Origin of the sequence: Providencia sp. PROV003 (assembly GCF_045040775.1) — a bacterium.
Lineage (GTDB): Bacteria > Pseudomonadota > Gammaproteobacteria > Enterobacterales > Enterobacteriaceae > Providencia > Providencia huashanensis.
The window spans coordinates 2,219,700-2,241,036 of sequence record NZ_CP096369.1 but is presented as its reverse complement, the minus strand read 5'-3'; the positions used below and the strand labels follow the sequence as shown (position 1 = coordinate 2,241,036).

The 21,337-nt window shown below is 39.7% G+C and carries 15 protein-coding genes; 6 read left to right on the top strand and 9 right to left on the bottom strand.

The annotated features are described in order from the left end of the window. The first annotated feature begins 50 nt into the window (after nucleotides 1-50). Nucleotides 51-1,214, top strand: a complete 1,164-nt coding sequence (prpC, locus tag M1F14_RS10100) for a 2-methylcitrate synthase (RefSeq protein WP_042845018.1) — start codon at nucleotides 51-53, stop codon at nucleotides 1,212-1,214. Between the two features lie 13 nt (nucleotides 1,215-1,227). Further along, nucleotides 1,228-2,682: a bifunctional 2-methylcitrate dehydratase/aconitate hydratase gene (locus M1F14_RS10095; protein WP_071548271.1), complete on the top strand. Its 1,455-nt coding sequence runs from the start codon at nucleotides 1,228-1,230 to the stop codon at nucleotides 2,680-2,682. A gap of 129 nt (nucleotides 2,683-2,811) precedes the next feature. Here the strand turns inward: M1F14_RS10095 and M1F14_RS10090 are convergent, their stop codons facing one another. Together M1F14_RS10090 and M1F14_RS10085 are read right to left on the bottom strand one after the other, a co-directional pair. Further along, the gene (locus M1F14_RS10090) at nucleotides 2,812-3,852 is read right to left on the bottom strand and encodes a galactose-1-epimerase (protein ID WP_181468665.1); all 1,041 of its coding nucleotides are present in this window, start codon (nucleotides 3,850-3,852) and stop codon (nucleotides 2,812-2,814) included. Between the two features lie 210 nt (nucleotides 3,853-4,062). Further along, nucleotides 4,063-4,992: a cation diffusion facilitator family transporter gene (locus tag M1F14_RS10085; protein ID WP_042845021.1), complete on the bottom strand. Its 930-nt coding sequence runs from the start codon at nucleotides 4,990-4,992 to the stop codon at nucleotides 4,063-4,065. Nucleotides 4,993-5,292: 300 nt separating this feature from the next. Here M1F14_RS10085 and M1F14_RS10080 point away from each other — a divergent pair, with 300 nt between their 5' ends. After that, the gene (locus M1F14_RS10080; RefSeq protein ID WP_042845023.1) at nucleotides 5,293-5,730 is read left to right on the top strand and encodes a universal stress protein; all 438 of its coding nucleotides are present in this window, start codon (nucleotides 5,293-5,295) and stop codon (nucleotides 5,728-5,730) included. A gap of 44 nt (nucleotides 5,731-5,774) precedes the next feature. Here the strand turns inward: M1F14_RS10080 and eco are convergent, their stop codons facing one another. Next, nucleotides 5,775-6,251 (bottom strand): serine protease inhibitor ecotin, encoded by a 477-nt coding sequence (gene eco / locus M1F14_RS10075; protein ID WP_042845024.1) that lies wholly within the window; start codon nucleotides 6,249-6,251, stop codon nucleotides 5,775-5,777. 265 nt (nucleotides 6,252-6,516) lie between these two features. Between eco and M1F14_RS10070 the strand changes: the two genes are divergently transcribed. The 3 genes from M1F14_RS10070 to M1F14_RS10060 all read left to right on the top strand — a co-directional run bounded on the left by M1F14_RS10070 (nucleotide 6,517) and on the right by M1F14_RS10060 (nucleotide 9,115). Further along, nucleotides 6,517-6,729, top strand: coding sequence for a DUF465 domain-containing protein (locus M1F14_RS10070; protein ID WP_042845025.1), 213 nt, complete (start codon nucleotides 6,517-6,519; stop codon nucleotides 6,727-6,729). A gap of 296 nt (nucleotides 6,730-7,025) precedes the next feature. Beyond that, a complete protein-coding gene (locus M1F14_RS10065; RefSeq protein WP_042845026.1) occupies nucleotides 7,026-7,388 on the top strand; it encodes a nitrous oxide-stimulated promoter family protein in 363 nt (120 codons plus the stop codon). Between the two features lie 905 nt (nucleotides 7,389-8,293). Beyond that, complete coding sequence (locus tag M1F14_RS10060) at nucleotides 8,294-9,115, top strand: AraC family transcriptional regulator (RefSeq protein ID WP_042845028.1); 822 nt, start codon at nucleotides 8,294-8,296, stop codon at nucleotides 9,113-9,115. Between the two features lie 211 nt (nucleotides 9,116-9,326). On the opposite strand, the gene M1F14_RS10055 is transcribed toward M1F14_RS10060, so the two are convergent. The 6 genes from M1F14_RS10055 to dsbC all read right to left on the bottom strand — a co-directional run bounded on the left by M1F14_RS10055 (nucleotide 9,327) and on the right by dsbC (nucleotide 21,316). After that, nucleotides 9,327-14,708: a hypothetical protein gene (locus M1F14_RS10055; protein WP_232370495.1), complete on the bottom strand. Its 5,382-nt coding sequence runs from the start codon at nucleotides 14,706-14,708 to the stop codon at nucleotides 9,327-9,329. Between the two features lie 20 nt (nucleotides 14,709-14,728). Then, complete coding sequence (locus tag M1F14_RS10050; RefSeq protein ID WP_042845030.1) at nucleotides 14,729-15,277, bottom strand: hypothetical protein; 549 nt, start codon at nucleotides 15,275-15,277, stop codon at nucleotides 14,729-14,731. Between the two features lie 845 nt (nucleotides 15,278-16,122). Continuing rightward, nucleotides 16,123-17,640, bottom strand: coding sequence for a lysine--tRNA ligase (gene lysS, locus M1F14_RS10045; protein ID WP_042845032.1), 1,518 nt, complete (start codon nucleotides 17,638-17,640; stop codon nucleotides 16,123-16,125). Between the two features lie 7 nt (nucleotides 17,641-17,647). After that, a protein-coding gene (gene prfB / locus M1F14_RS10040) for a peptide chain release factor 2 (protein ID WP_105881210.1) occupies nucleotides 17,648-18,749 on the bottom strand; the annotation gives its coding sequence in 2 pieces (ribosomal slippage) (nucleotides 17,648-18,670 and nucleotides 18,672-18,749; 1,101 coding nt in all). A gap of 119 nt (nucleotides 18,750-18,868) precedes the next feature. After that, nucleotides 18,869-20,602, bottom strand: a complete 1,734-nt coding sequence (recJ, locus tag M1F14_RS10035) for a single-stranded-DNA-specific exonuclease RecJ (protein ID WP_181468666.1) — start codon at nucleotides 20,600-20,602, stop codon at nucleotides 18,869-18,871. A 9-nt stretch (nucleotides 20,603-20,611) separates the two neighbouring features. Next, on the bottom strand, nucleotides 20,612-21,316 hold the full coding sequence (gene dsbC / locus M1F14_RS10030) for a bifunctional protein-disulfide isomerase/oxidoreductase DsbC (protein ID WP_042845413.1): 705 nt from the start codon (nucleotides 21,314-21,316) through the stop codon (nucleotides 20,612-20,614). Between the last annotated feature and the right edge of the window lie 21 nt (nucleotides 21,317-21,337).

Sequence of the window (21,337 nt, the reverse complement as noted above, 5' to 3'; positions counted from 1 at the left end):
TCATATTTAACACAAGTTGCACCTCCTCTATCCCCTACAAGGAATAAATGATGAATGAACAACTTAATCGCCCTGAAGCATCTCAATTTAAACCTAAAAAATCTGTTGCGCTTTCCGGTATCGCGGCTGGAAATACCGCTCTTTGTACTGTAGGCCGTAATGGCAATGACCTACATTACCGTGGATTTGATATTCATGACTTAGCAACTCAGTGTGAATTTGAAGAGGTCGCTTATTTGCTGATCCACGATAGGCTTCCTACCGCAACCGAACTAGTCGCTTATAAAGAAAAACTAAAATCTTTTCGTGGGTTACCTGCCGATGTAAAAAAAACGCTAGAGTCCATTCCAGCTAATGCACACCCAATGGATGTCATGCGTACAGGGGTTTCAATGATGGGCTGTGTCCTTCCAGAAAAAGAATCCCATTCCTTTTCTGCTGCTAGAGATATCGCTGACCGCTTACTGGCGTCGTTAGGCTCAATGTTACTGTATTGGTATCATTTTAGTCATCATGGACGCCGCATAGAGACCCAAACCGATGATGACTCTATTGGCGCACATTTTTTACATTTATTACACGGTAAAAAGCCCCCTGCACAGTGGGAAAAATACATGCATATTGCCTCTATTTTATACGCAGAGCATGAATTCAATGCATCCACTTTTGCAGCCAGAGTTATTGCAGGTACAGGGACAGACTTTTATTCCGCAATGACCGGTGCTATTGCTGCACTTCGAGGTCCTAAACACGGTGGAGCAAATGAAGTTTCATTAGAAATTCAGCAACGTTATGCATCGATGGATGAAGCTGAACAAGACATTATGTCTCGTGTAAAAAATAACGAGGTGATTATTGGTTTCGGTCATCCCGTTTATACCCTCGCCGACCCACGCCATCCCATTATTAAATCGGTGGCTTTACAGTTATCTGAACAAAACTTAAATCGTCATTTATACACGGTTGCTGACCGCATTGAATCCGTGATGAAACGCGAAAAAAATATGTTTCCTAATTTAGATTGGTTTTCCGCAGTGGTGTATCACTTGATGGGCATCCCAACCGCCATGTTTACCCCATTGTTTGTCATGGCACGTACTGCGGGCTGGTCTGCTCATATTCTTGAACAACGACAAGACAATAAAATTATTCGCCCTTCAGCCAACTACATTGGCCCTGAAAATCAACTATTTACTCCGATAGAACAGCGCTAATAAAGGTAAAATAATGACAACTCAAACCGTTAATTCGCAGAAAATTGAATTTGATAAAGTGATCAGCGACATTGTTGATTATGTAGTGAATTACCCCATTGTCTCTGATTTAGCTTACGATACGGCCTATCATTGCCTGTTAGATACATTAGGTTGTGGCATGGAGTCGCTCGAATACCCCGCTTGCAAAAAATTGCTGGGCCCTATCGTCCCCGGAACAATCGTACCTAATGGCACAAAAATTCCTGGTACACAGTTTCAATTAGATCCTGTTCAAGGCGCATTTAATCTCGGTACAATGTGTCGCTGGTTAGATTTTAACGATACTTGGCTTGCCGCTGAATGGGGGCACCCTTCTGATAACCTAGGGGGGATTTTAGCAACAGCAGATTGGTTATCGAGAGAGAACATCAGCAAAGGAAAACCGCCATTAGTGATTAGAGATGTTTTAACCGCAATGATTAAAGCCCATGAAATTCAAGGTTGTATTGCGCTAGAAAACGCCTTTAACAAAGTGGGGCTCGACCATGTTATTTTAGTTAAAGTAGCATCAACCGCCGTTGTTGCTCACATGTTAGGGTTAGAAAGAGAACAGATCCTAAATGCAGTTTCTCAAGCGTGGATTGATGGTCATAGCTTACGGACTTATCGACATGCGCCCAATACGGGCTCGCGTAAGTCATGGGCAGCCGGTGATGCCACATCACGAGCAGTTAGGCTTGCGTTAATGGCTCAAAAAGGTGAAATGGGCTACCCAACCGCTTTGACTGCTAAAACATGGGGCTTCTATGATGTTTTGTTTGATGGGAAACCACTGACTTTTCAACGTCCTTATGGTTCATATGTTATGGAAAATGTTTTATTTAAAATTTCCTTCCCAGCAGAATTTCACTCACAAACAGCAGTTGAAGCGGCTTTACAGCTCTACCAAACGCTACTGAAATTAGGCAAAACGGCGCAAGACATTGAGTCTATCGCTATCCGTACACATGAAGCATGCATCCGTATTATCGATAAAAAAGGCCCATTGCATAACCCTGCTGATCGCGATCATTGTATTCAATATATGGTGGCAGTCCCATTAATTTTTGGTCGCCTCACCGCTGCTGACTACGAAGACAATATTGCAAATGATAGTCGTATTGATGAACTACGGGCAAAAATGCACTGTTATGAGGACCCTAATTTCACGCAGGATTATCACGACCCAGAAAAACGTTCGATCAGTAATGGGGTAACCATCACCTTAAAAGATGGCCAAGTGCTAGAAGAGGTCGTAATCGAATACCCTGTCGGCCACAAACGTCGTCGTAAAGAGGGAATGCCATTATTATTACAGAAATTTAGAATAAACTTGGCAAGACAATTCCCTGAAGCCCAGCAACTACGTATTCTTAAAGCATCCCTTGATAAACCACTATTGGAAAAAATGCCGGTGAATGAATATATGGATTTATTTGTTATTTAATATTGTTTTTGTAACTGTTTCCGTCCTCTAATGTGAACAGCACCTCAAAAGTTGGACGCCATTAGTCTGGCTTTTGGGGTGTTTTTTTATCTATTAAATACCGTAAAATTAGGCTATTACGTATAAGTATCAAAATAAAAATTGGTAACAGGTTTGGCTGGTATAAATTTTGTTAGGTTGAACAAGTGAATCATATTGCTCCCCCCATTCTGGATGATTTACCGCATCTGGAGGAAACTGTGTAGCAAGTACCACACCTGAATAGGTTGTATAGGTCTGGCTTTTTCCTGATACTGCAACTAAATGATTGCCACTATAAAGCTGAAGTGCTGGCATAGTGGTCGCAATATTTAATTTCACATCCCCATTAGGTGACCCAAGTGTTGCGACAGTTTGCACTCCATCCGTAAGGGTTTTATTTAACACTAATGCGTGGTCATACCCTCCGACGTGCTGTTGTTCTTCATCTTGTAAAAAATGAAACCCAATACGCTTACCCTGACGAAAGTCAAAGCTGGTTTCTGTTACATCACGCCACTCCCCCGTAGTAATACCATCATGAGTGATTGGCAAATAGGCATCGGCATGCACTTGTAAATCATGTTCGAGTGCTGTTCTTAGCGAGTCTTCCCCTGCTAAATTAAAATAAGCATGGTTAGTGAGGTTAACAGGGCCATAATCTGTTGATTGATATTTATAGTCGATAATGACTTGATTTATTTCGGTTAATTCATAACTCACTTCAATATAGAGACGACCAGGAAAGCCTTGATCTCCCTCAGGAGAGGTCAACACAAAAATCGCTTTCTGTGGACTAGGTTGAAGAATTCCCCATATACGATAACTAAAATTATCTTTTCCACCATGCAAGCAGTGATTACCTTGATTATTCGATACTCGATAATGTTGCCCATTAATAGTGAACTGTGATGCACAAATCCGGTTAGCGACTCGCCCAACTGTGGCACCGAGGTATACACCTTGCTCCATATGCTTTGCCATATTGGGGGCTCCCAAGATGACATCCCTTTTCCCTGTCGCTAAAGGCACTATACAGCTAACCCAACTGGCACCGAGGCTCGTTAAGATAATTTTCATCCCATTTTTATTGGTTAGAGCGATAACTTTTGGCGTTCGGAGCATCTGACATTGTTCTTGAGTAAACTGCATTTTTCCCTCAATTATTCAGTATTAACCCGTATAGTTCGCTAGGCGGGTGTCATCATTAATGCATATTGTTTGGAAACAACTTGCTGATTTTCCATTTGTAACTCATAAAGTGCAATAACTTATTGTTAAGTTTCTAATTCATATTAGCAACAAAAAAGCCGAGCTATTAAAAGCTCGGCCTTATATAAAAATAGATTAATTCATGGTGGTTTAGTGCTTATGGTTTTTATCATATGGGTCAAGATGGGTCATAACATCTAATATTTGCGGGTTTTCCATCAATTTTTTCCGCACATTCACTGCAATATCATGGCCTGCGGTAATACTCATATTGCCATCAAGTTCTAGGTGAACATCCACTAATAAAAAATCACCTGATTTACGGGTTTTTAAATCATGATATCCAGATAACTCATTAATACCCTCTAAAACAGTGCGAATTTCTTGTAATGTTTCTTCATCAGCGCCTTTATCCATTAGGTCTTGCATCGATTGATTGGTGAATTTAAACCCCATACGAAAAACGAATGTCCCAACAATCAAAGCGGCTATTGGGTCAAGGATCCGCAACCCACATAAGCTACCAACAATACCAACTGCAACAACTAATGAAGAGGCAGCGTCAGAACGCGCATGCCATGCATTGGCAACTAACATATTAGAATTCACTTTTTTCGCCACATACAACATATAACGAAATAAGCCCTCTTTCGCGACTAAAGCCACTAAAGCTGCAACTAATGCAATCGTATGAACTTCAGGGATCAGTGCTGGGTTCAACATTTTTCCAATCGCTGACCACACCATTCCCACACCGACCACTAACAAAATAATCCCTAAAATTAATGAAGCTCCATTTTCATAACGAAAATGGCCATAAGGGTGGTCTTCATCCGGCTTTTTGTGGCTTTTTTTATTCGCAATAAGTACAACAAAATCTGCAACCAAGTCAGATAATGTATGAATACCATCAGCAATTAACCCCGAAGAGTGTGAAAAAATACCAATGATTATCTGCCAAATCGACAACAGCGTATTCACCACCACACTGATTAGTGTGCTTTTCTTTGCCGCTTTGAATTTTGCTTGTTGCGTTTCAAACTCACTCATTTTATTAGATGAAGTATTTTTTATATTCATAAAATATATTCTTTAATGAAAAACAAAATAATTATCATTCAGATAAACCTTTTAAATCAATAAGTTAAAAATGATTTCTCTGTATATTCTCACATTCTTCGTTTAAAGTCCCATTATTAATTGTAAATAAAGCTTTTAACTAATAATAATTACCCTTTCTTTTTATTAAGTTAATAATATTAAACTTGAAAAAACACGATAAATGCGCATTTAATAGCATTTGTTACTTTCTATTTAACTTATAGTATATTGTAGGTAAGCCACTATAATTAATTTTAAATGACACTAAATGAGGTAGCTATGTATCAAAAAATTCTAGTTCCTATTGATTTGTTAGAAGATGAATTGAATCAAGAGATCCTCAAACACGTAGAAGCGTTAGCGCAGCTAGGCTCACCTGAAATTCACTTTCTGTCTGTAATCCCTAGTGTCGAGTTGTTTTTTGGTATTGAAATCGCAGCACTACCTGAAAGCCATAAAGATTCCGCTGAACGTTCAATTCTGGCGATGCGCGCACTTGAAGAAGTCATAAAAGACATCAAAGTTTCCGATAAGCAAATTAACTGTAAAGTCAGTATCGGCTCAGCTAAAGATGAAATATTAGATTATGCGCAAGAAATTAACGCAGATTTAATTGTGGTCGGTTCACATCGCCCAAGCACTTCAACCTATCTATTGGGCTCTACTGCATCCGCTATTGTGCGCCATGCTAAAACTTCGGTATTTGTTATTCGTTAAATATTTTCTGATAAAAAATGCCGCAATATGCGGCATTCTTTTAATTATTTTTTGATGGAATCCATTAGCTTACCATCGGTTGACCAAACTCGGTATTTAACTTGCATATCTGATGGCGTATAAACCACGATTGGCAGCTTACTGTTATAACGCATAAAAGCGTCATCGCCTAATTGTGTGGAAACAAAACGGTCTTTCGCAGGTTCAGGGCAGCCCATCATAGTAGAGGCAGGGCCTTTGACTTCATCTAGTTTATAGTAATCATAACCCCAGCCTTCCAATGTTTTTTTATCCAGATCTCCCATAAACCATTGGCGGTTACAATCAGCTTTGATGGTTTTCCCAATGACTAATTCAACCATAAAGTCATTTTCATTTTGTTGATTGGCAAGTTGAATGACATGACGTGTCATACCTGATTCTGCTTTTGGATATGGCGCGATCTTTTCCAACTCTTCCGTTGCTACTGCACAAGATGAAATCAGTGCCGCTGCCATTACAGATAAAATCGCTTTCTTCATTATTTATTCCTATTTCAGAAGATAAAACCAATTAAAAAAACCATACTTGGCTATATGTTAAGTTATTTACACCATAATTATCACTATGGATGATTCTTAATTACAAAAAAATAAATCACCCCCAGTATTAACGTAATCATACTTAATTTTAGTAGAGTGATCATAAAAATGATAAAAATTATGTAAATTACCCCCTATTTTAATGCACAACAGCTAGGCACTGATTATACTGAACTTGAGGCTTAATACATTCTGAGGAGGTAGTATGTTATCAGCAGATCAAGATTTAGTTTCAAAATTAGTATCTACACATCCCCGTTTTCAAACTCTTTATGAAAAGCATCATCAACTCGACAAAGAAATCAGTAAGCTCGAGGGCCCTTCAGGCGCAGGTTATAATGAACACGTAGCCAAACTGAAAAAAGAAAAATTACATCTTAAAGATGAAATGCAAAAAATAATGTTGTCAAATAGGTGATCAGCCACTTCACCACAACGATACTAGCTCAGCTTTCTCTGCCGCTTTTATAAAAAAGTGGGACTTTAGCTAAGCAGTTAATATGACTTTATTTGGCTGATATTTTAAGCCGCCATTAAGTTATTAATACTTTCTTATTTAAGAGGGTAGCTTATTACCCTCTTTTTCAGCCCTCAGTAAAATCCACCGCTTTCTTGAACACCATCAATAAATTACTCAATAATTTATCGTTAACTATTCATTACACCAATAAAGTTGTATATTAAATGTATGTTTACTGTAATAGAGGACTTGTTATGGCTGGAAAACGTATTAATCGGGAAATTAAAACAATTGAAAAGATGATAAAAATCTATGAAAAAGCACACCCAGCAACCAATGATGCCCCCGATTATTATCAAAAACTCTATTTTTATGCCGTAAATCGACTAGAGAAATGCCGTTATGGTGAAATAAAGCCCGCCTGTAAACAATGCCCTATCCATTGTTACCAACCAAAAATGCGTGAACAAATGAAGCTAATCATGCGTTGGGCTGGCCCAAAAATGCTTATTCATCACCCAATACTCGCGATACGCCACCTTCTCGATGACCGTAAACCCGTCCCTGATTTGCCACCTAAGGTTAATAAGAGAGCAAACTCTAAAGAAAGTTCATAATAAGCGAATACAGTAGATTCCACTTCATTGCATTAAAAAAGCAATATAACCCCCATCGGCAGATTATCACTAATCTTCTTATAATGATTAAAGAGCCTTACCATTATCAGTTTGTATCTATAATCCCCCCTTTAGCAATATCCTACTGTAATTTTTGAAATTTCTTCAGTGGGCTATTTGTTGCTAAAAATCTCCTTAATAGGCCATGCCCTATGCAAAAATTTATAAAATGTATTTTTTTTCAGTAATGATGGATATCTAAAAAATAGTAACTCTTAAAAACTATTTATTAAAATCTATATTTATATAACCTATCAAACCTATCAGCTTTGCCTATTGATTAAAAAACAAGATTAATGTCTCAATTTCATCCCTTTTACCCCACTTTTAATAAAAAAAATCAATCATAATGATTAATGTTTTTAATAACTCAATGTAATAACATTAGTATTGATAAAATAAACTTATTAATGCTACTTTTGACGAGTTTTATAGTCATTATTAACATACCTATAATTAACACTAATTCCTATAAAATGACAAACAAGCATTAAATTGAAAAAAACTCACGTTACGCGTAACAAAACAACAAAATATTAACATCCAGATGACTTTAATAAATTAGAATAATATTTCAGATAAATAACAAAAATATAGAATATTATAAAATCTCCTCCCACAAAACAACGGAAATACCTTTCAAATAAAAGGAAAAGCTCGAAAAAACCATGTTTTGAAACATTTTTTAATATTTAAATTTACAGTGTGACATAAAAACAATCGATAAATATAATTTCAGCCTTACTAGTAGTAGCGACTTTAGATATCAATAGAAGAAATAGCGTGATGTTTAATTTCGCTAATTACATTTGGAATATTTAAATGAGATTAATAAGGTATCAATTATGCAAATTGAAAGTAACTTAAACCAACAGGTTATCAAACGAATAAGTGTAGATAGTAGTATGTCTCATAATATTATGGATTTTGCGACAAAAGGTATTTTTATTGTAGAGAAAGGTTCACTATTATTAGAAACTCCAGCTAACTTACAAACCTTAAACGAAGGGGATATCTTATATCATAAGCAAGGTTCATATTCCTTGCAAATGACTGATCCTTCAGTAGATTGCCAATTACTTTGGATAGCTTTAGATGATAAGTTTTTACGTGATTTTATTGCAACACATGGCTCTCAATTAAGCGAAATAGAGCGAAATGAGACATTCTCAAGTGACATCATTAAATTTACCTCATATTCATTAATTGATGATATTAAAAATAGCCTGAACTCATTTATCGATCATGAATATCCTGAAGTAATTGTTTCCCTTCGTGTAAGTGAATTACTCTTATTATTAAGCTACAGTGAGCAAGGCGCTTTATTATTATCTAATTTTAGGCAACTCAGTAGCCGACAAGCGGAACGTTTGCAATTATTTATGGAAGCCAATTACCTTAAAGAATGGAAATTAAGCGAGTTTGCACGAACGTTTGGTATGGGGTTAACGACCTTTAAAGAATTATTTCATACTGTATATGCTACATCACCACGCTCATGGATCAGCGAAAAACGAATTATGTATGCACACCAATTATTAGTTAACACTGCAATGAGTATTGTGGAAGTGTCAATGGAAGCTGGCTTTTCTAGTCAATCCTACTTTACACAAACTTATCGCAAGCGGTTTGGATATACGCCTAGCAGATCAAGAATAGCGGCTTAATATCGCAGCATATCGCGCATAGACACATGCCCTGTCAGTTATAGAAATTTCAGCTTTAACTATAAACTGGCAGAAAGGCACCCTCCGTCGTCCCTCTTTCTAATTAACATCTACTGACTAAATTCCCCCCTAGATTACTGATACCATAAAAAAAGTAGCCTGCCTTTTAATGACAAACTACTTCTCAAGATAATCTTAGGTAGCCGCTAAATTATTTAGCTTTAATAATTTTCAAATCAATAATAGACATTGAATTAGGTGGCACTTCGCCCGGTATCCCTTCAACGCCATAACCGCCTTCTGGTTTGATGTACACTTTAACCATTCCGCCTTCTCCAGCCCGTTCAACAAATGAGTTCAACGGTGTCGGTAACTGGTCATAAGGTAATGTGACTGGGTTTTGCTCAGTATACATTACAGTAACCTTACCATCCGTTAGTTGCTCCCTCATAATAAAAGTAACATCTTTACTCTTAACATTTTTTATCGGTGAGCCGGCCTGAATAATTTTATAATAGGTATTACTATCAAGTTTACTGTATTTTTGAGCGGTAATTTGCTCAATTATTTTCTGGTTTTTCTTCGCGTTTTCTGCAGCTATTACTTTTAAATCTTTACTAGGAAGGGCTCTTCCAGCTAAACCTGCTGTTGAACTTGTTCTTCCCTTCGCTTTTAACGCATCGTTTTCAACTTGTAACTGAGTAATGCGACGATTTAAATCCATTATTTGTGATTTTAATGCATTATCACCGGTTACAGAATTGAGCGAATCTAATTCTCTTTGCAGTTTTTTCAATTTTGTTTGGGCTGCAGCCAACTCTTTTTGTGAATCCACTTTCAAAGTACTGATAAGCTTATTTGCATCAGTGAGTTGCTGCTCAAGCTTTTTACTTTCATTTTGTTGAGTCGCCAATTCTCCCTGAATTGATTTTTTCTCTGCATCTAACTTCGTTAAAGCAACTTCCTTTTGTTTCAACAAGGTAATTTGTTTATTTAGATCAGCAGTTAACTCTTTAATCTGTTTATCATTTGCTTGACCGATCAAAGCGGTTTGTTTTTCCACGTTCGCTTGCAGTTTTTGCAGCTCTGCGTTGGCTTGTTTTAACTGCGCCTGTGCCGTGGCGTAATCCTGCTCATTTTTCTGCAAACGCGCTTGCAGCGCAAGTTGCTGCTTCTCGCTGTCAGTAAACTGTTTCGATAATGCATTTTGCGCCGCTTGGTGCTCTGCCAGCTGTTTCTTCGCTGCCGCCAATTCGCTTTCTAACGCCGCTTTCTGGGCTAATTTCGCGGTTTGTTCCGCCAATGACGCTTGGATTTTATCCGCTTGCTGCGCTTTGTCTTGCAACTGCTTCGCCAACTGCTGGTTCTGCTGCTCTAAAGCTTTCGCTGCTGCTTGTTGTTTGGCTAACGCTTCGCGCGTGGTTTGGCTTTCAGCTTGCGCTTTTTCCAACCCAGCTTCTTTTTGTTTCAATAACGCAATTTGTTTATTCAAATCCGCCGTCAGCGCTTTCACTTGCTCATCGCTGGCTTGGCTCATCAAGGCAGTTTGTTTTTCCACGTTCGCCTGCAGTTTTTGCAGCTCTGCGTTGGCTTGTTTTAACTGCGCCTGTGCCGTAGCGTAATCCTGTTCATTTTTCTGCAAACGCGCTTGCAGCGCAAGTTGCTGCTTCTCGCTGTCAGTAAACTGTTTCGATAATGCATTTTGCGCCGCTTGGTGCTCTGCCAGCTGTTTCTTCGCTGCCGCCAATTCGCTTTCTAACGCCGCTTTCTGGGCTAATTTCGCGGTTTGTTCCGCTAATGACGCTTGGATTTTATCGGCTTGCTGCGCTTTGTCTTGTAACTGCTTCGCCAACTGCTGGTTCTGCTGCTCTAAAGCTTTCGCTGCTGCTTGTTGCTTGGCTAACGCTTCGCGCGTGGTTTGGCTTTCTGCTTGCGCTTTTTCCAACCCAGCTTCTTTTTGTTTCAATAACGCAATTTGTTTATTCAAATCCGCCGTCAGCGCTTTCACTTGCTCATCGCTGGCTTGGCTCATCAAGGCAGTTTGTTTTTCCACGTTCGCCTGCAGTTTTTGCAGCTCTGCGTTGGCTTGTTTTAACTGCGCCTGTGCCGTAGCGTAATCCTGTTCATTTTTCTGCAAACGCGCTTGCAGCGCAAGTTGCTGCTTCTCGCTGTCAGTAAACTGTTTCGATAATGCATTTTGCGCCGCTTGGTGCTCTGCCAGCTGTTTCTTCGCTGCCGCCAATTCGCTTTCTAACGCCGCTTTCTGGGCTAATTTCGCGGTTTGATCCGCCAATGACGCTTGGATTTTATCCGCTTGCTGCGCTTTGTCTTGCAACTGCTTCGCCAACTGCTGGTTCTGCTGCTCTAAAGCTTTCGCCGCCGCTTGCTGTTTGGCTAACGCTTCGCGCGTGGTTTGGCTTTCTGCTTGCGCTTTTTCCAACCCAGCTTCTTTTTGTTTCAATAACGCAATTTGTTTATTCAAGTCTGCCGTCAGCGCTTTCACTTGCTCATCGCTGGCTTGGCTCATCATGGCGGTTTGTTTTTCCATGTTTGCTTGCAGTTTTTGCAGCTCTGCATTGGCTTGTTTTAACTGTGCCTGTGCCGTGGCGTAATCCTGTTCATTTTTCTGCAAACGCGCTTGCAGCGCAAGTTGCTGCTTCTCGCTGTCAGTAAACTGTTTCGATAATGCATTTTGCGCCGCTTGGTGCTCTGCCAGCTGTTTCTTCGCTGCCGCCAATTCGCTTTCTAACGCCGCTTTCTGGGCTAATTTCGCGGTTTGATCCGCCAATGACGCTTGGATTTTATCAGCTTGCTGCGCTTTGTCTTGCAACTGCTTCGCCAACTGCTGGTTCTGCTGCTCTAAAGCTTTCGCTGCTGCTTGTTGTTTGGCTAACGCTTCGCGCGTGGTTTGGCTCTCAGCTTGCGCTTTCTCCAACCCAGCTTCTTTTTGTTTCAATAACGCAATTTGTTTATTCAAGTCTGCCGTCAGCGCTTTCACTTGCTCATCGCTGGCTTGGCTCATCATGGCGGTTTGTTTTTCCATGTTTGCTTGCAGTTTTTGCAGCTCTGCATTGGCTTGTTTTAACTGTGCCTGTGCCGTGGCGTAATCCTGCTCATTTTTCTGCAAACGCGCTTGCAGCGCAAGTTGCTGCTTCTCGCTGTCAGTAAACTGTTTCGATAATGCATTTTGCGCCGCTTGGTGCTCTGCCAGCTGTTTCTTCGCTGCCGCCAATTCGCTTTCTAACGCCGCTTTCTGGGCTAATTTCGCGGTTTGTTCCGCCAATGACGCTTGGATTTTATCGGCTTGCTGCGCTTTGTCTTGTAACTGCTTCGCCAACTGCTGGTTCTGCTGCTCTAAAGCTTTCGCCGCCGCTTGCTGTTTAGCTAACGCTTCGCGCGTGGTTTGGCTTTCTGCTTGCGCTTTTTCCAACCCAGCTTCTTTTTGTTTCAATAACGCAATTTGTTTATTCAAATCCGCTGTCAGCGCTTTCACTTGCTCATCGCTGGCTTGGCTCATCAAGGCAGTTTGTTTTTCCACGTTCGCTTGCAGTTTTTGCAGCTCTGCGTTGGCTTGTTTTAACTGCGCCTGTGCCGTAGCGTAATCCTGTTCATTTTTCTGCAAACGCGCTTGCAGCGCAAGTTGCTGCTTCTCGCTGTCAGTAAACTGTTTCGATAATGCATTTTGCGCCGCTTGGTGCTCTGCCAGCTGTTTCTTCGCTGCCGCCAATTCGCTTTCTAACGCCGCTTTCTGGGCTAATTTCGCGGTTTGTTCCGCCAATGACGCTTGGATTTTATCGGCTTGCTGCGCTTTGTCTTGTAACTGCTTCGCCAACTGCTGGTTCTGCTGCTCTAAAGCTTTCGCTGCTGCTTGTTGTTTGGCTAACGCTTCACGCGTGGCTTGGTTTTCAGCTTGTGATTTTTCTAAGCCTTCTTCTTGTTGCTTGAGCAAAATAATTTGCTTATTCAAATCCGCCGTCAGCGCTTTCACTTGAGCATCGCTGGCTTGGTTCATCATGGCGGTTTGTTTTTCCACATTCGCTTGCAATTTTTGCAGTTCTGCGTTGGCTTGTTTTAACTGGGCCTGTGCAACTGAGTAATTCTGCTCATTTTGGCTTAATTGAGCCTGTAATCGTGCTTGTTGTTTTTCGCTATCTACTAATTGTTTTGCGAGTGTGTTTTGTGTGGTCTGGTGATTGTTAAGCTGTTCTTGAGCTTCTTTTAATGCAACTTCTAAAGCGGCTTTTTGTTCTGCTTGAAGTGTTTTTTCTGCTAATGATGCCTGGATTTTCTCAGCTAACTGTTCTTTCTCAACTAATTGCGACTGCAACTGTTGGTTTTGTTGTTCTAATAATTTCGCACTATCTTGCTGCGCCTTCAAAGCCACTTGAACATCATCTTTTTGGCTCTGTACTGCTGCTAATTCACTTTCTTTCTGCTTAAGCAACTCTTTTTGCTGCAACAGTTCAGCAGTGACTGATTTTATTTGCTCATCAGTATTACCTGCCATCTGTAATTGATTTTTCGCATCTAACTCTAATTTAGCAATATCCGCCGTAAGTTGTTCAATCTTCAGATTTGCTGCAACAAATAATTGTTCTTTCTCAGCCAATTGCTGTTTAAGTTTTGATTGCTCAGTAATACTATCATTCAGTTGATTTTCAAGTTGAGCAATGGTTTCTTGTGTTTGTTGGTTTTCTTGGCTTAATTGTTCAAGGCTATTTTGTTTTTGCTCAATAGCTTTTTGCGCTTCAGCTAATTTAGTATTCAAAGTATCAATTAGCGATTGATCATCTGATGAATCTAATACAGCCTGTAATTGTGCGATTTGCTCTTTATTTTTAAGCACCTCAGCATTCAGTTTATCAATCTCAAATTGTTTCTCAGTGATTGTATGCGTCAACTGAGCAATACTCTTATTATGATTAATAAGTTCTGCGACTAATTGATCATCGTTCAACAAGTTGTTATACGCAATTAATTGCCCTACCCCTTTCGCAATACCAAATTTATATAAATTGGTTAATTGCTGACGTTCAATAAGTTTAGCTAATTGCTCAAGGTAAGCTGAAGCATCAATACCCGTTGGTTTCGTATATTTAGATGAATACAAACCCAGTGGATCGAGGACAAGTTGATATTTCGCAAAGTCTTTCGCGAGATAGGCCGGATTCCATTGATTACTTTGGAAAAAATAAGGATAGGACGACAATAAAACAGGTGCAACCACATTTTCGGTTGTCACTGCACAAACTTCAGGAAAGGTTGTTGTATCTGAATTTTCAGCCTCAGTTTTCGCTACATCATTTTTCTTGTTTGATGCCGCAACTGATTTTTTCTTCCCTGAGTTCTTTCCTTTGGTCCCTTTGTTGGCTGCCGCAGATTTTTGTTTTTCATTTGGCGCAGGGACCGTAGATAGCGAAGAAAAGATATCATAACCTTGGTTTTGTGTATTAACTGGTAATTGTTGTTTTTGCTCTTGCACCTTACCTTCTTTTTCTAATTGAAGGTAAGTATCAAAATCATCAATAACATTGTTAAAGCGCTCTGCTTTTGGAGCATGACTAAAAAAAGTCGTAACAAGTGCCAGCGACACACAAAGCCTAAGGTTTATTCTCATAATCCACTAATTTTCTTCAACGTTGATTCGGTAGACAATACTGAGTTATAGCGAACTTTTGCGCACAACACTTTAGTTTTAGACTCTATTGCCATTTGTAATAGTTCAATTGTGTCGGGGCTAGCAGTACCTTCAACTTGTCGATATAGGCGGTTGATTTCGCTAACCTCTTTAAATGAACCTACTAAGCGATTGTAATCTTTAGGTGAGAGCGTTTTTAATGCGTTTAATTCTTTAACACACGTATTTAGATGAGCAAATGTTTGCTGGTTAGCCGCATTATCACCATAACTTGTGGATGCTATTGGTGTGCGGTCGATAGCATTATTTAGAACTTTTTGAGATTCAGGGTAAGAATCATCAACCTGCCCTTGAGTTGCGGTTGCATCCGCTACTGGTTGAGCGGTATTAGTATTGACTACCTGCTTACTTGGGGTGTTCGGTGTTGCTGTATTGTATGTGTCTGAGCCAAATGTACAACCTGAAAGAAGAGCTGTACTTGCTATAAGCAAAGATGCAACATAAAATTTATTTTTTAAAAACATATGGTTACCTTACCAGCACTTTTCTTCGCTATTATAATGATGTCCAAGAAACCTAGTGTAAGCTAAAAATTAGCTATTTTCTATAAGCCCGAATGTAGAAATAGAGTGTTCTCATAAATTTATGATTAAATTAATTTTAGTTTCAAAATAATTTTATCGCTACATTTTAGTTATTTTTATGAGCTTATTCTCATTAATACGCCAAATAAGTGATAACTCAACACCTATGAGTAGGCTTTTTAATTATATTATGTTAGCAAAAGATTATTTAAACCGTTAACCTAATCGTAAATCAAACAGTCTAATAACATCTTAGGTCAAACCTAATTCTAAGTATTTCTTTGTAACACTTGCTAACAAATAAAGCAGTCATCCACTTTGCAAAACAAATCTATTTTTCATTTTTATTACAAACAACGGGTTAAAGAATGCTTTAGCATAGCGAAGAGCTATCCATAATAAATGCAGTTCACTTTAAAACATTAGCTACAAACCTCGCAAAAAAAACAATAAAACTTATACTTAATCAATATGTTGCATAGAAGCACACATTAGTATAACAGTAATTTTGCGCCATCAATTATACCAGCTATCTGTCAGAATTACTTATATTAAATTGATACCATTCGTAACTCAAATTTATTTTTGATTTTAATATATGTTTCATTCGTCGTATTTAGCAGAGGCACAGCGATTAAATGTGCAAACTTAAACGAGACATTGCAATATAAAACAAACAAGGTAGTAATTTTACAACTAAAATGATGAGCTTGAATAAAGCATAAAAAGAGTATAAAGGATGGGGATAAATAAAATGCCCAGATTTAACTGGGCATATATAGTATTTAAGCTTTACTTGGACGTAATGCAGGGAACAAAATAACATCGCGAATTGTATGACTGTTAGTAAACAACATCACCATACGGTCAATACCAATACCAAGACCAGCTGTTGGCGGTAAACCATGTTCTAATGCAGTAACATAGTCCTCGTCATAGAACATCGCTTCGTCATCACCTTCATCTTTTTGACGAACTTGTTCGGCAAAGCGCTCTGCTTGGTCTTCCGCATCATTTAATTCCGAGAAACCATTACCGATTTCACGACCACCGATGAAGAATTCAAAACGGTCAGTGATGAATGGGTTATCATCATTGCGACGCGCTAATGGTGATACTTCAGCCGGATATTCGGTGATAAAAGTTGGTTGGATTAAATGACTTTCCGCAACTTCTTCAAAAATCTCACATTGAATGCGGCCAAGACCCCAGCTCTTCTCAATTTTGATACCAATTGATTGAGCAATCGCAACCGCTTTATCCATATCGTCTAAGTCAGCAACATTAGTTTCTGGACGATATTTACAGATAGCTTCTTTCATTGTTAATTTAGTAAATGGTTTACCAAAATCAAACTGCTGCTCACCATATTGAACAACCGTATTCCCTAACACTTTTTGTGTCAGTGTACGGAAGAGATCTTCAGTTAAAGCAATCAGATCACGGTAATCCGCATACGCCATATAGAGTTCCATCATAGTGAACTCTGGGTTATGGCGTGGAGATAGCCCTTCATTACGGAAGTTACGGTTAATCTCAAATACACGTTCAAAACCACCAACAACTAACCGTTTTAAGTACAGTTCTGGTGCAATACGTAAATACATATCAATATCTAACGCATTATGATGAGTAATGAACGGACGAGCAGATGCCCCGCCAGGGATAACTTGCATCATTGGTGTTTCGACTTCCATAAAGCCATTATCCACCATGAAATTACGGACTTCTGCAAGGATCTTCGAACGAACAATAAATGTATGACGTGACTCATCGTTAGCAATCAAATCAAGATAACGTTGACGATAACGTGTTTCTTGGTCTGCTAACCCATGAAATTTATCAGGCAAAGGGCGAAGCGCTTTAGTTAATAAACGCACTTCGTGACAATGAACCGTTAATTCACCTGTTTTGGTTTTAAATAAACGACCTTTTGCACCAAGGATGTCACCTAAGTCCCATTTTTTGAATTGCTCATTGTAGACGCCTTCGGCTAAATCATCGCGAGATACGTAAATCTGGATGCGCCCACCAACATCTTGTAACGTGGCAAATGACGCTTTACCCATAATACGGCGAGTCATCATACGACCTGCAATCGACACTTCAATATTTAAGTCTTCAAGCTCTTCTGATGTTTTATCATCATATTGAGCATGAATTTTGTCAGAAATATTTTCACGACGAAAATCATTGGGGAATGGAATACCCTTTTCACGCAATGCCACTAATTTTTCTTTGCGGGCTTTAAGTTCGTTATTCAAATCAGGTGCTTGTTCAGCGCCTTGTTGTTCCTGAGACATTTTTTCCTCACAGGCCAGCTTTTAAACTAGCTTCAATGAATTTATCCAAATCACCATCCAGTACGGCTTGCGTGTTACGCGTTTCCACACCAGTACGTAAATCTTTTATTCTTGCATCATCAAGGACATAAGAACGAATCTGGCTTCCCCAGCCAATATCGGATTTGTTCTCTTCCATCGCTTGCTTATCTGCATTTTTCTTCTGCATTTCCAGTTCGTATAACTTAGCTTTTAACTGGCGCATCGCTTGGTCTTTGTTTTTATGCTGCGAACGGTCATTCTGGCATTGAGTCACAATATTCGTTGGAATGTGTGTGATACGAACCGCTGACTCTGTTTTGTTAACGTGCTGACCACCAGCACCAGAAGCACGGTATACATCAATACGCAGATCCGCTGGATTAATGTCGATATCAATATCGTCATCCACTTCAGGGTAAATAAACGCAGAACTAAAAGAGGTGTGACGGCGCCCACCTGAGTCAAACGGGCTCTTACGCACTAAACGGTGAACCCCGGTTTCCGTTCTTAGCCACCCGTAGGCATAGTCACCAATAATTTTGACCGTTGCAGATTTCAGCCCAGCAACATCACCATCAGATTCTTCAATAATCTCGGTTTTAAAGCCCTTTGACTCTGCCCAGCGCAAATACATGCGTAACAGCATACTTGCCCAATCTTGCGCTTCAGTACCGCCAGAACCTGCTTGTAAGTCAATGTAGCAATCAGCGCTGTCATACTCACCTGAGAACATACGGCGGAATTCGAGCTGCTCTAACTTACCTTGTAGTAGCTCTAACTCAGCACCGGCTTCGTTGAAAGTATCTTCATCGTCGGCCTCAACAGCCAACTCCAATAAACCTTCTACGTCCTCAAGGCCTTGAACCATCTGGTCAATCGTTTCTACGATAACTTCAAGGGATGAGCGTTCTTTACCAAGTGCCTGAGCCCTTTCTGGTTCATTCCAGACATCTGGTTGCTCAAGTTCAGCGTTGACTTCTTCTAAGCGTTCTTTCTTGGCATCATAGTCAAAGATACCCCCTCAGAACCTCTGTCCGTTCAGACAGGTCCTGAATCTTACTTTTTACTGGGTTTATTTCAAACGTCATTTTTCAATATCTTATGGTTAGTCAAAAATAAAATTTTTATTTACAAACCGTTTAGTATAACGGAATTTATCTCAGGTTTATAGCAGCATCAAACGCTATTTCTCTGGCTATTTGTTAGCTCAATCCGGCCAAATATGTTCAACCATTAACTGGACATTTTTTTGCCCACGGTATTCATTTACATCAAGTTTAAACGCAATTTTTGCTTTCTTGATGCTGTTATCAGGCCACCGGCGAACATCAATATTAAACATGATGGCATCTAGCATAGGCCCACCACAAACAGGTTCTAACATCAATTTAAGGTGACGCTCCCCAACTAACCTTTGTTGTAGCAACTGGAAATGCCCGTCAAATACAGGTTCAGGGAATGCTTGCCCCCATGGGCCACTTTCGCGAAGAAGCTCAGCTGTTTCTAAACAAAATTCATGGCGCGATAACTCACCATCGCTCCAAACTACGCCTGAAAGCTGCTCGGGCTGAATGAGCTCACCCATTAATAGTTCAAAATGATGTTTAAAAATATCAAATTTATCGACGTCCAAAGTCAACCCAGCCGCCATGGCATGGCCACCAAATTTTTGCATCAGCCCAGGTTGTAAGGTATTTAGCCGCTCTAAAGCATCTCGCATATGTACACCTTGAATTGAACGCCCTGACCCTTTTAATATCCCATCCCCTGCCGGTGCAAAAGCAATAACCGGGCGATGGTATTGTTCTTTTATCCTTGAAGCCAAAATCCCAACAACACCTTGGTGCCATTCAGGATGGTAAATCGCTAAGCCATTAGGCAATGGGTTATTACCGTATTCAAGTTTATTAAACAGAACCAATGCTTCTTGTTGCATCCCTGCTTCAATATCGCGACGTGTTTGGTTTAAACCATCAAGTTCGTTAGCAAGCTCCCGAGCATAGGCCATATCATCTGTTAATAATAACTCAATACTCACGGACATATCGTCTAACCTACCCGCAGCATTTAGCCTTGGACCAAGTGCAAAACCGAAATCATTTGCGACTAACCTAGATAAGTCCCGTTTAGAAACTTCAATTAATGCTTTAATACCAACACAGCAACGGCCTGCTCTAACACGGTTTAAACCTTGATGAACTAAAATGCGATTATTGGTATCAAGGGGAACCACATCTGCCACAGTCCCTAATGCGACTAAATCAAGGTACTCTGCTAAATTAGGCTCACTAAGACCTTGTTGCGTAAACCACCCTTGTTGACGTAAATGTGCACGCAATGCAGACATCAAATAAAAGGTCACGCCAACACCAGCGAGTGATTTGGACGCAAAACGGCAATCATTTAGATTTGGGTTAATAATTGCATCAGCTGCAGGTAAAACTTCGCCGGGCAGATGGTGATCAGTAATAATGACATTTATTCCATATTGGTTAGCTACGGCAACTCCCTCATGAGATGAAATACCATTATCAACAGTAATAATTAAATTTGTCCCGCGTTTATAAGCTTCTTCAACAACAAGCGGCGTTAAACCATAGCCATTTTCAAAACGATTAGGAACAATATAATTAAGGTTTGCATAGCCCATCGCTTTTAAGGCGCGGATAGCTAATGCCGTGCTCGTTGCCCCATCTGCATCAAAATCACCAACGATAGTGATCGCCTGATGTTCAACCAATGCGCGATAAAGCAGTGATAACGCATCCCCAATACCAGCTAATGAACGATAGTCCAATAAATTAGACGCTTTACGTTCTAATTGCGTTATGTCCGTGATCCCCCGATGCCGATAAATGCGCTGTAACAGCTCCGGTAAACCAGGTAATTGGACAGCCGAGTTATCTTGGGTTCTTTGTTGTAATAACGTTTCTACATTCACAATAATTAACTATTTTTGGTCAAGTAACTGGATAAGAGCATCTGGCTTAAGAAAACCGGGTAACATTTGGCCGTCTGGTAATATGATGGCAGGCGTCCCTGTGACTTTAAATAAATTACCGACATTCATATGTTTGCTTAAGTCAATTTTGCAACCATCAATCATCGCAATTTCGTCCCCTTTAAATGCCTGAGTCAAGGCTTTTTGAGGGAGACCATTACACCATATTGATGCCATTTTTTTACCTACGTCGCTATCAGCGCCTTGACGCGGATATGCAAGATAACGAACCGTAACCCCTTTACTGTTTAACTCACCAACAGATTCATGCAATTTTTTACAGTAACCGCAGCTAATATCGGTAAAGACAGTAACAACATATTTTTCTCGAGGCGCTTTGAAAATAATCATTTCATTTTTTAGTGCTTCAATTTTTTTCATCAGTGGCTGATTACTAATATTGACTGGGTTTTTGCCACTCATGTCATAAATCGGCCCTTGCAGTAAATATTTACCGTCGTCAGTGATATAAACAATACCAGTTGTTGTTTCAACGACATTCAAGCCGACTATTGGTGAGGGTTTAATTGCCTCAACCGACATATCGTATTTTTCTAACGTATCGCGGATCACTTTTTCTTCGGTTGCGCCATATACTGTCGCTGTAAATGCCGTAATACACGCGGCAGCCAATAATAACAATTTGCGTTTCATAGATAATCCTTTAATCATACA

Excerpts from the sequence above, each read along its gene's own strand:
- prpC (WP_042845018.1), top strand. The coding sequence starts at position 51 with ATGAATGAACAACTTAATCGCCCTGAAGCATCTCAATTTAAACCTAAA.
- M1F14_RS10095 (WP_071548271.1), top strand. The coding sequence starts at position 1,228 with ATGACAACTCAAACCGTTAATTCGCAGAAAATTGAATTTGATAAAGTG.
- M1F14_RS10090 (WP_181468665.1), bottom strand. The coding sequence starts at position 3,852 with ATGCAGTTTACTCAAGAACAATGTCAGATGCTCCGAACGCCAAAAGTT.
- M1F14_RS10085 (WP_042845021.1), bottom strand. The coding sequence starts at position 4,992 with ATGAATATAAAAAATACTTCATCTAATAAAATGAGTGAGTTTGAAACG.
- M1F14_RS10080 (WP_042845023.1), top strand. The coding sequence starts at position 5,293 with ATGTATCAAAAAATTCTAGTTCCTATTGATTTGTTAGAAGATGAATTG.
- eco (WP_042845024.1), bottom strand. The coding sequence starts at position 6,251 with ATGAAGAAAGCGATTTTATCTGTAATGGCAGCGGCACTGATTTCATCT.
- M1F14_RS10070 (WP_042845025.1), top strand. The coding sequence starts at position 6,517 with ATGTTATCAGCAGATCAAGATTTAGTTTCAAAATTAGTATCTACACAT.
- M1F14_RS10065 (WP_042845026.1), top strand. The coding sequence starts at position 7,026 with ATGGCTGGAAAACGTATTAATCGGGAAATTAAAACAATTGAAAAGATG.
- M1F14_RS10060 (WP_042845028.1), top strand. The coding sequence starts at position 8,294 with ATGCAAATTGAAAGTAACTTAAACCAACAGGTTATCAAACGAATAAGT.
- M1F14_RS10050 (WP_042845030.1), bottom strand. The coding sequence starts at position 15,277 with ATGTTTTTAAAAAATAAATTTTATGTTGCATCTTTGCTTATAGCAAGT.
- lysS (WP_042845032.1), bottom strand. The coding sequence starts at position 17,640 with ATGTCTCAGGAACAACAAGGCGCTGAACAAGCACCTGATTTGAATAAC.
- dsbC (WP_042845413.1), bottom strand. The coding sequence starts at position 21,316 with ATGAAACGCAAATTGTTATTATTGGCTGCCGCGTGTATTACGGCATTT.